Origin of the sequence: Elioraea sp. Yellowstone, from assembly GCF_006704265.1 — a bacterium.
GTDB lineage: Bacteria > Pseudomonadota > Alphaproteobacteria > Acetobacterales > Acetobacteraceae > Elioraea.
In genome coordinates, this window is sequence record NZ_VIKA01000125.1 from 1 (window position 1) to 9,487 (window position 9,487).

The following is a 9,487-nucleotide window of genomic DNA, read 5'->3' on the forward strand; positions in this document are numbered from 1 at the left end:
CCCAAGCTGCCGAAGCTGGCCGGCCTCATGGACGAGGCCGAGCCCGACGTCCTGGCCTTCATGAGCTTCCCAAAGGACCATCGCCCGAAGATCCACAGCACCAACCCGCTCGAGCGCCTCAACGGCGAGATCAAGCGCCGCACCGACGTCGTCGGCATCTTCCCCAACGAGGACGCGATCACCCGCCTGGTCGGCGCCATCCTGCTCGAGCAGAACGACGAATGGGCCGTCCAGCGCGCCCGTTACATGACCCTGGAAACGATCGCGCCCTTGAGCGACGATCCCCTCGTCAGGCTGCCCGCCGTGGCCGCCTGACACACCGGCCATCACCCGCCGGAGATCGCGATCGGCCGAGCTGCTACACCACTCCCCGGGACACGACCCTGCTCACCAGCGGTTCCGAGGGGCCACATCCGTTCTTCGGGCCGGCAATCACCCAGGCTTTGCCGGGCTAACGCGCGGCCAGGTAACCATCGATGGTTTCGGCGTCCGGCGCACGGATGGTCATCCGGTTCGGCCCGGCGCCGATCCGGGCGACCATCCTGCCGAGCTCGCCGTTCTGCATGAACTCGTCGATGTGCTTCCTGTCGTCCTTGCGGAACACCCAGAGCCGACCGTCGCGGATCGCGGTGAAATATCCCGCACGATCATGCGGACTGCCCAGGGCTGCCGGGCCCGACGCGACCGCAGCACCGCTGAGCACGGACATCACCACCGACGCGATCACAAACGAACGCACCATGCTGCTCCTCTCCCGACTCGCTGTCATGGCGGCCCACGCTGGGATCGTGCCGCGCGTGGGTCTCGCACCTCGCCGATCTTCGAGACACGCCAACCTTCGGCCCCGGCTCGGCAATCTCCCATAACCAATATGGCTTACTAGCCGAATGGCCCGCCGAAGCGCGTGAAGACTGGATGACAACGGTCATCGTCCCGGGTAGCGCAGATCCTGATCAGATGGATGCGCCCGATCGGGGGAGGAGGCCGCCAGGAGATCACGGAGCCGGCTCCGACAGGCCGAAACCGGCTCTGGTGCCGTGGCGTCGGGCCTCCGCACGGGCGACGCACCATCGCCCGGCCGTCTCTCGCCACCCGCCCAGCACTGCACTGGGCTTGCCGATTGTGCGCGCCGCGCCGCGTGCTACCGTTGCCGAGGCCATCACGGCCACGCAATGAGATAACGTAACATCGGGAAGGAGACGCCATGTCGCTTTCGCGCCGACTGTTCGCGCACTGTCTCGCCTGCGCGGGGCTGGCCGCCGGCTTCCGCGCCACCGCGGCCTCCGCGCAGGCACCCTGGTCGCCGCCTCCGGCCTCCGAGCGCTGCCCGTCGAAATGGGGGGCTGCCGACACGCGCGGGGCGATGAACCTGCAGACGGCGGAGCAGGTCAGGAAGGCGGCCGCGCTGATCCGCACGGGCCGGGTGGTCGAGCTCGGCCAAACCCTCGAATCCTCCATGCCGTTCTTCGGCACGCGCCGCTTCGATGTGCACCTGAAGCAGATGTTCATGAACCCGCAGGCCAACCGGCGCGGTTCGAACGAGGAGATCGTGATCACCGAGATCGGCCAGGTCGGCACGCAGCTCGACGCGTTCCCGCACCAGACCATCGGCGACGAGACCTACAACTGCGTCAAGGTGCCGGAGATCTCGTCGCGCGGCGGTCTGACGAGGATGGGGGTGGACGGCATCGGCCAGGTGTTCACACGCGGTGTGCTGATCGATGTCGCCGGGCTGAAGGGCGTGCGCACGCTCGAGGATACCTACGAGATCACGGTCGAGGATCTCCAGCAGGCCATGGCGCGCCAGAACCTGCGCATCGAGCGCGGCGACGTCGTGCTGATCCGCACCGGGTGGGACGCCCACTGGGGCACCGACAATGCGCGCTACGTGCGCAGCTGCCCGGGCATCGGCGTGGCGGCCGCCGAGTGGCTGATCCGCCAGGAGCCGATCATCCTCGGCGCTGACAATTGGCCGGTGGAGGTGGCGCCGAGCAAAACGATGCCGCACGCCTCGCTGCCGGTGCACCAGATCGCGCTGGTGGTGAACGGCGTGCATCTGCTGGAGAATCTGCGGCTGAACGAGCTCGCCCAGGCCGGGCAGGGCGAATTCGCCTTCGTGATGCAGCCCCTGAAGGTGAAGGGCGGCACTGGCAGCACGGTCGCGCCCACGGCGATCCTCTAGCGCAGATCCCGATCAGGTGGACTCACCCGATCGGGTGAAGATGCGCGCCGGGGAATCCCTGGAGCCGGTTCCGACCTGCCGGAACCGGCTCCGGCACAGCTCCCGATCCGGCGCCCCCCCTGATCGGGGGCCGCGCTATCGGCCCGCCTGCCGCAGCTGCGCCGCGAAGGCCTCGAGGAACTCGCGCGCCACCGCGGAGAGGCCGCGATGCGTCGCCCAGACGGCGGCGATCGAGAAGGTGACCGGCGGCTCGAAGGGCCGCACCACTAGGCCCGTGCCCTCGTACTCGCGCGCCGTGAAGATGTCGGCGATGCCGACCGCCGCCCCCGAGGCGACGATGCCGCACAGGATCTCCGAGAGCGGCGTCTCGATCCTCAGCCGGCGCCGTACCCCGGCCGCGGCGAACACCGCGTCGATCTGGTGGCGCGACGACGCGCCCGGGCTCAGCGAGACGAAGTCCTCCTCGGCGAAGTCCTGCGGCCCGAGACGCCGGCGGCGCGCCAGGCGATGCCCGGACGGGACGACGGCGACCATGCGCGTCTCGAGCAGAGGGCGCGCGGTGACGGCGGGATGATGGAGCGCCGAGGCGGCGAAGCCGAGATCGCACTGGCCGGACGCAACCCAGTCCAGCACCAGGTGCGACAGCAGGCCGTAGACGCCGAGATCGAGCTTGGGCCGGTCGACCAGGAACTGTCCGACGAAACGCGGCAGGAACCCGTTGGCGAGCGCGGGCAGGGCGGCGATCCGCAGCACGCCGGCGCGGCGCGAGCGGAGCTCCGCCGCCGCGGCCGCGATGCGGTCGAGCCCGACGAAGGACCGCTCGACCTCGTTGTAGAGCGACATCGCCTCGGGGGTCGGTACGAGGCGGCTGCCGCGCCGTTCGAACAGCACGAGGCCGAGCCCGTCCTGCAGGCTGCGCAGCAGGCGGCTCACGGCCGGCTGCGTCACCTTCATCATCTCGGCGGCGCGCACGGTCGAGCCGGTCAGCATCAGGGCACGGAACGCCTCGACCTGGCGCGGGTTGAGCGGCATGGCTCCCGTATAACATCACGGCATCGACTTGGCCGGAATCGGAATTTGACGTATGGGCCGGGCCTGACGATCCTGGCCCCGCGCCCACCGCAACGATCGGGTGCGAGGAACGGGAAAGGGAGACGGTCGGGATGATCACCAACCTGCGTGGCCTGCTGCTCGCCGGCGCGATCGGCCTCGCGGCCGCGGCGCCAGCCGCCGCCCAGCAGACCTTCTACGTCGCCGGCTACGGCGGCAGCTTCGAACAGACCATGCGCAAGGAGGTCATTCCCTCCTTCGAGGCGCGCCACAACGTCCGCGTCGAGTACGTCGCCGGCAACAGCACCGACACGCTCGCCAAGCTCCAGGCCCAGCGCGCCAACCAGCAGATCGACGTCGCCTTCATGGACGACGGCCCGATGTACATGGCGATCCAGCTCGGCTTCTGCGCGCCGATCTCCTCGCTGCCGGCCGACGACATCGTCCCCGCCGCGCGCTTCCCGGGCGACCGCGCGGTCGGCGTCGGCATCGTCGGCACGGGGCTGATGTACAACACACAGTACTTCAGGGAGCGCGGCTGGGCGCCGCCGACCTCCTGGAACGATCTCGCCGATTCGAAGTATCGCGGCCTGATCGTTATCCCGCCGATCAACAACACCTACGGGCTGCACACGCTGGTGATGTTCGCGCGCATGGCCGGCGGCGGCGAGGCGAACATCGAGCCCGGCTTCAAGGCGATGAAGGAGCGCGTCAATCCGAACGTGCTCGCCTACGAGCCCTCGCCCGGCAAGATGACCGAGCTCTTCCAGTCCGGCCAGGCCGCGCTCGCGGTCTGGGGCACCGGCCGGGTGGCATCCTTCGCCGCGACCGGCTTCCCGGTCGATTTCGTCTATCCGAAGGAGGGCACGGTGACGCTGCTCGCGGCGATCTGCCCGATCGCCAAGGCCAACGCCACGCCGCTCGCGCAGGAGTTCGTCCGCGCGGTGGTGCAGCCCGACCTGCAGGCCCTGCTCGCGCGCGAATACGGCTACGGGCCGGTGAACCGGCGCGCGCCGGTCGATCCCGCGGCGATGCCGATGGCGCCCGTGGGCGAGCGGGCGGCGAAGCTGATCAACGTCGACTGGGACGTCATCAACCAGAACCGCGACGCCTGGACGCGGCGCTGGAACCGCGAGGTCGAGCGCTGATCCCCGACGGCATCGGCGGCGGCCTCGCGCCGCCGCCGGGCTGACCCCACCGCCATGGCATTCCTCGCGCTCGAGGGCCTGACCAAGCGGTTCGGCCCCTATCTCGCGGTCGACGGGCTCGAGCTCACGGTCGGCCAGGGCGAGTTCGTCTCGCTGCTCGGCCCCTCGGGCTGCGGCAAGACGACCACGCTGCAGATGATCGCCGGATTCGTCGAGCCCTCCGCGGGGCGGATCCTGCTCGGCGGCCAGGATCTCGCCGGGGTCGCGCCGAACCGGCGGGGCCTGGGCATCGTGTTCCAGTCCTACGCGCTCTTCCCGCACATGACCGCGGCCGAGAACGTCGCCTTCGGCCTCGAGATGCGGCGCGTGCCGCGGGCCGAGCGCGAGGCGCGCGTGCGCGAGGCCCTCGCTCTGGTCGGTCTCGCCGGCTTCGAGGACCGCTTCCCGCGCCGCCTCTCGGGCGGGCAGCAGCAGCGCGTGGCGCTGGCCCGCGCGCTGGTGATCCGCCCCGAGATCCTGCTGCTCGACGAGCCGCTGTCCAATCTCGACGCCAAGCTGCGCGAGGAGATGCAGATCGAGCTGCGCCAGATCCAGCGCCGCCTCGGCACCACGACGGTGCTGGTGACGCACGACCAGGGCGAGGCGATGGCGCTGTCCGACCGGATCGCGGTGATGAACCGGGGCCGCATCGAGCAGGTGGCGCCGCCGCACGAGGCCTATGAACGCCCCGCGACACCCTTCGTCGCGAGCTTCCTCGGCAAGACCAACCTCCTCGCCGGCCTGGTGCGCGACGGCGCGGACGGCCCGGTCTTCGTGCTCGACGGCTTCGCCCTGCCCGCACACGGGGCGGCGCCCGGGCCGGCCATCGCGACCGTCCGGCCGGAGCGGATCGCGTTCGCCGACGCGGGCGCCGGACTCGCCGGCACCGTGGCCGCGCGCGTGTTCCAGGGCAGCCACTGGATGCTCTCGGTCGAGACCGCCGCCGGCACCGTGCTCGTGATCCGCCAGAACACCGGCGCGGAGATGCCGCGCGAGGGCGCGGCCGTCGGGCTCACCTGGTCGCCGCAGGACATGGCGGTGCGGCGGGCGGAGCCATGATCGCGCGCCGCGTCGTACCCTGGCTGCTGGTCGGCCCCGCGCTCCTGCTGTTCGTCGCCGTGGTGCTGATCCCGATCGCGATGACGCTGCTGCTCTCGTTCCACCGCTGGGGCCAGTTCACCGGCATCGAGACGGTGATCGTGCTCGACAACTGGCGCGAGGTGATCGAGGACCCCTACTTCGCCGAGATGTTCCTGCGCACCTTCCGCATCGCCGTGCTGGTGACGGTCGCGGCGGCGCTGATCGGCGCGCCCGAGGCCTATGTGCTGCACCGGATGCGCAGCCCCTGGAAGGGCATCTTCCTGCTGATCGTGCTGGGGCCGCTCCTGATCTCGGTGGTCGCGCGCACGCTCGGCTGGGCGCTCCTGTTCGGCGGCGAGACCGCGCTCGTCAACATCGTCCTCCTCCGCCTCGGCCTCGTCGCCGAGCCGGTCAGGTTCATGTTCACCGAGACCGGCGTCGTGATCGCGCTCACCCACGTGCTGGTGCCCTTCATGGTGCTCGCGGTCTGGGCGTCCTTGCAGCGGATGGATCCGCGCGTGGACGACGCCGCCGTCTCGCTCGGCGCGGGCCGGGCGACCGTGCTGTGGCGGATCGTGCTGCCGCAGGCGATCCCCGGCATCCTCGGCGGCGCGATCATCGTCTTCGCGCTCGCCGCCTCGGCCTTCGCCACCCCGGCGATCATCGGCGGGCGGCGGCTGAAGGTCGCCTCCACCCTCGCCTATGACGAGTTCCTGAACACGCTGAACTGGCCGCTCGGCGCGGCCGTGGCGGTGCTGCTGCTGGTGGCGCTCGCCGCGATCATCGTCGCCGCCAACCGGCTGGTGGAACGGCGCTTCGCGCAGGTGTTCGAATGAACCGCAACGGCTGGATCGCGCTCACCTTCCACGCGCTGTTCATCGTCTTCATCCTCGCGCCGATCGTGGTCGTCTGCGTGGTCGCCTTCACGCCCGAGGGCTTCCTCTCCTACCCGACCCACACCTGGTCGCTGCGCTGGTTCCGCGCGATCGCGCGCTATCCCGAGTTCGTCGACGCGTTCTTCGCCAGCCTCTGGCTCGGCCTGCTCTCCTCGGCGATCGCGGTGGCGCTGTCGGTGCCGGCGGCACTCGCGATCGCGCGTCACCGCTTCCCCGGCCGCGAGGCGATCACCGCGCTGTTCCTCTCGCCGCTGATGATCCCGCACGTGGTGCTGGGCATCGCCTTCCTCCGCTTCTTCACCGAGATCGGCCTGGGCGGCACCTTCGCCGGGCTGGTGATCAGCCACGTCGTGATCGTGCTGCCCTTCGCGCTCCGCCTCGTGCTCGCCTCCGCCGCAGGGATGGACCGGGCGATCGAGAACGCCGCGGTCTCGCTCGGCGCCTCGGGCCTCACGACCTTCCGGCGCATCACCCTGCCGCTGATCGCGCCCGGGGTGGCGAGCGGCTGGGCGCTCGCCTTCATCCAGAGCTTCGACGAGGTCACGATGACCGTGTTCATCGCCGCGCCCGGCACGACCACGCTGCCGGTGCGGATGTTCCTCTACATCCAGGACAACATCGATCCGCTCGTCACCTCGGTCTCGGCCGCCGTGATCGCCCTGACCGTCCTCTTCCTGATCGTGCTCGACCGGCTCTACGGCATCGAGCGCCTGCTCGCCGGCCGGGCGGTGGGGCAGGACGACCGATGACGGCGCAGGTCTATGACGCCGCCGTGGTGGGCGGCGGCCTGGTCGGCTCGGCGATCGCCTGGGGCCTGACGCGCCAGGGCCTCGCGGTGGCGCTGCTCGACGAGGGCGACGTCGCCTTCCGCGCGAGCCGCGGCAACTTCGCGCTCGTCTGGGTGCAGGGCAAGGGCGACGGCCAGCCGGCGTATACGCGCTGGACCCGCTTCTCCGCCGCCGAGTGGCCGCGCCTGCGCGACGCGCTCGGCGAGGCGACCGGGATCGAGACGGAGCTGCACCAGCCGGGCGGCGTGCATCTCTGCTTCAGCGACGCCGAGATCGAGGAGCGCCTTGCGCTGCTCGAGCGGCTGCGCCAGGGCGCGGGCAACCACGGCTACGAGTACCGGCTGATCCAAGGAAGCGAGCTCGCCGACATGCTGCCGGGGATCGGCCCGAAGGTGATCGGCGCGACCTGGACGCCCTATGACGGCCACGTCAACTCGCTGAAGCTGCTGCACGCGCTGCACCGCGCCTTCGTCTCGGCCGGCGGGCGCTACTTGCCCAACGCCAGGATCGCCGCCGCGACCGCCCGGCCGCACGACTTCCGGCTCGGCACGCCCTCGGGCGAGATCCTCGCCTCGCGCGTCGTCCTCGCCGCCGGGCTCGGCAACCGCGCCCTCGCGCCGCTGTTCGGCCTCGCCGCGCCGGTGGTGCCGAACAAGGGCCAGGTCCTGGTGACCGAGCGCGCGCGCCAGATCCTGCCGCTGCCGACGACCTTCATCCGCCAGACCGGCGAGGGCACGATCATGCTCGGGGATTCGAAGGAGGACGCGGGCTTCGACCTCAGCCAGAGCCCCGACGTGATGGCGACCATCGCCGCGCGCGCGGTCGCCTCCTTCCCCTGGCTCGCCGATCTGAACATCGTGCGCGCCTGGTCGGCGCTGCGTGTGATGTCGGCCGACGGGTTCCCGATCTACGAGCAGTCCCGCACCTGCCCGGGCGCCTTCGTCGCCAACTGCCACTCGGGGGTGACGCTCGCCGCCGCCCATGCCTTCGCCCTCGCGCCGATGATCGCCGAAGGAGAACTCGATCCGATGCTCGCCCCCTTCACCGCCGCCCGCTTCGATGTTCCGGCTGCGGCCTGAGGCGCGCGCGACCGTGCGCGTGAGCGTGGACGGCCGCGAGGTCGCGCTGCCCGAGGGCGCCTCGGCCGCCGCCGCGGTGCTCGCCGCAGGGCTGGCCGCGATCCGCGAGACGCCGGTGAGCGGTGCGAAGCGCCTGCCCTACTGCATGATGGGCGTCTGCTTCGACTGCCTCGCCGAGATCGATGGCGTGCCGAACCGCCAGGCCTGCATGGTGGAGGTGCGCGAGGGCATGACGATCAGGCCGCAGCGCGGCGCACGCGCGATCGAGACCGACGCGGAATGACGGATCGGGTCGATCTCGCCGTCGTCGGCGCCGGCCCGGCCGGGCTCGCGGCGGCGCTGGAGGCGGACCGGCTCGGCCTCGCGGTCGCGCTGATCGACGAGCAGCCCGCCCCGGGCGGGCAGATCTGGCGTGGGGTCGAGCGCGCGCAGGCGGCCGCGACGCTGGGCGGGGACTACCTTGCCGGCCGGGCGGAGGCGGCGCGGCTCCGCGCAAGCCGCGTCCGCTACCTGCCGAGTACGACGCTCTGGCATCTCGATCCGGACGGGGAACTGTCGCTCGCGCATGGCGGCCGGACCGCGCGGCTCGCGGCGCGGCGCGTCGTCCTCGCGACCGGGGCGCTGGAGCGGCCGGTGCCGATCCCGGGCTGGACCCTGCCCGGCGTGATGACCGCCGGCGCGGCGCAGATCCTGCTCAAGACCGCCGCCGCGGTGCCGGCGGGGCCGACCGTGCTGGCCGGCCAGGGACCGCTGCTCTGGCTGGTCGCGCAGCAGCTCGCCGCGGCCGGCGCGCCCCCCGCGGCGATCCTGGAGACGCGCCGCACCGGCACGACCGCGGCCGCGCTCGCGCATCTGCCGGGGCTGTGGCGCGGCCGCGCCTGGGTGATGAAGGGGCTGGCGATGATGCGCGCGGTCGCGCGTGCCGGCGTGCCGGTGATCCGCGGCGTGCGCGGCCTGCGCGCCGAGGGGACCGATCGCCTCGAGCGCGTGGTGTGGGACGGCGGCAGCCGCGCCGCGGCGACGCTGCTCCTGCACGAGGGCGTGATCCCGAACGTGCAGGTCCCGCTCGCGCTCGGCCTCGCGCATGACTGGGACGAGGCGCAGCTCTGCTGGCGCCCGCGCATCGACCCGTTCGGCGCGAGCTCGGCCGAGCGGATCGCGATCGCCGGCGACGGCGCGGGGATCGGCGGTTGGCAGGCCGCGCGCGCGCTCGGCCGGCTTGCCG

11 protein-coding genes are annotated in these 9,487 nt (G+C 71.8%); 9 read left to right on the plus strand and 2 right to left on the minus strand.

Features of this window, described 5'->3' with window-relative positions; all coding sequences use genetic code 11:
- Positions 1–315 (plus strand): transposase (locus FK498_RS14710; RefSeq protein WP_202614871.1); only part of this gene is annotated, 315 nt, incomplete at its 5' end.
- A gap of 136 nt (positions 316–451) precedes the next feature.
- Here the strand turns inward: FK498_RS14710 and FK498_RS14715 are convergent.
- On the minus strand, positions 452–742 hold the full coding sequence (locus FK498_RS14715; RefSeq protein ID WP_141855808.1) for a hypothetical protein: 291 nt from the start codon (positions 740–742) through the stop codon (positions 452–454).
- 462 nt (positions 743–1,204) lie between these two features.
- On the opposite strand from FK498_RS14715, the gene FK498_RS14720 reads away from it, so the two are divergent.
- A complete protein-coding gene (locus FK498_RS14720; RefSeq protein ID WP_141855810.1) occupies positions 1,205–2,182 on the plus strand; it encodes a cyclase family protein in 978 nt (325 codons plus the stop codon).
- Between the two features lie 135 nt (positions 2,183–2,317).
- Here FK498_RS14720 and FK498_RS14725 read toward each other — a convergent pair whose 3' ends face one another.
- Positions 2,318–3,214, minus strand: coding sequence for a LysR substrate-binding domain-containing protein (locus FK498_RS14725; protein ID WP_141855812.1), 897 nt, complete (start codon positions 3,212–3,214; stop codon positions 2,318–2,320).
- 131 nt (positions 3,215–3,345) lie between these two features.
- Between FK498_RS14725 and FK498_RS14730 the strand changes: the two genes are divergently transcribed.
- From FK498_RS14730 to FK498_RS14760, 7 genes are all read left to right on the plus strand, one after another.
- Complete coding sequence (locus FK498_RS14730; protein WP_141855814.1) at positions 3,346–4,380, plus strand: ABC transporter substrate-binding protein; 1,035 nt, start codon at positions 3,346–3,348, stop codon at positions 4,378–4,380.
- A 54-nt stretch (positions 4,381–4,434) separates the two neighbouring features.
- The gene (locus FK498_RS14735) at positions 4,435–5,478 is read left to right on the plus strand and encodes an ABC transporter ATP-binding protein (RefSeq protein WP_141855816.1); all 1,044 of its coding nucleotides are present in this window, start codon (positions 4,435–4,437) and stop codon (positions 5,476–5,478) included.
- Positions 5,475–6,335, plus strand: coding sequence for an ABC transporter permease (locus FK498_RS14740; RefSeq protein WP_141855818.1), 861 nt, complete (start codon positions 5,475–5,477; stop codon positions 6,333–6,335). The genes FK498_RS14735 and FK498_RS14740 overlap by 4 nt, the downstream gene beginning before the upstream one ends.
- A complete protein-coding gene (locus FK498_RS14745) occupies positions 6,332–7,144 on the plus strand; it encodes an ABC transporter permease (protein ID WP_141855821.1) in 813 nt (270 codons plus the stop codon). Before FK498_RS14740 ends, FK498_RS14745 begins: the two co-directional genes overlap by 4 nt.
- Entirely contained in the window at positions 7,141–8,262 is a 1,122-nt protein-coding gene (locus tag FK498_RS14750) for an FAD-binding oxidoreductase (RefSeq protein WP_141855823.1), read from the plus strand. The genes FK498_RS14745 and FK498_RS14750 overlap by 4 nt, the downstream gene beginning before the upstream one ends.
- On the plus strand, positions 8,243–8,545 hold the full coding sequence (locus FK498_RS14755) for a (2Fe-2S)-binding protein (protein WP_141855825.1): 303 nt from the start codon (positions 8,243–8,245) through the stop codon (positions 8,543–8,545). Before FK498_RS14750 ends, FK498_RS14755 begins: the two co-directional genes overlap by 20 nt.
- The coding region (locus tag FK498_RS14760; protein WP_141855827.1) for an FAD/NAD(P)-binding oxidoreductase at positions 8,542–9,487 on the plus strand (946 nt) is incomplete at its 3' end. The genes FK498_RS14755 and FK498_RS14760, both read left to right, overlap by 4 nt.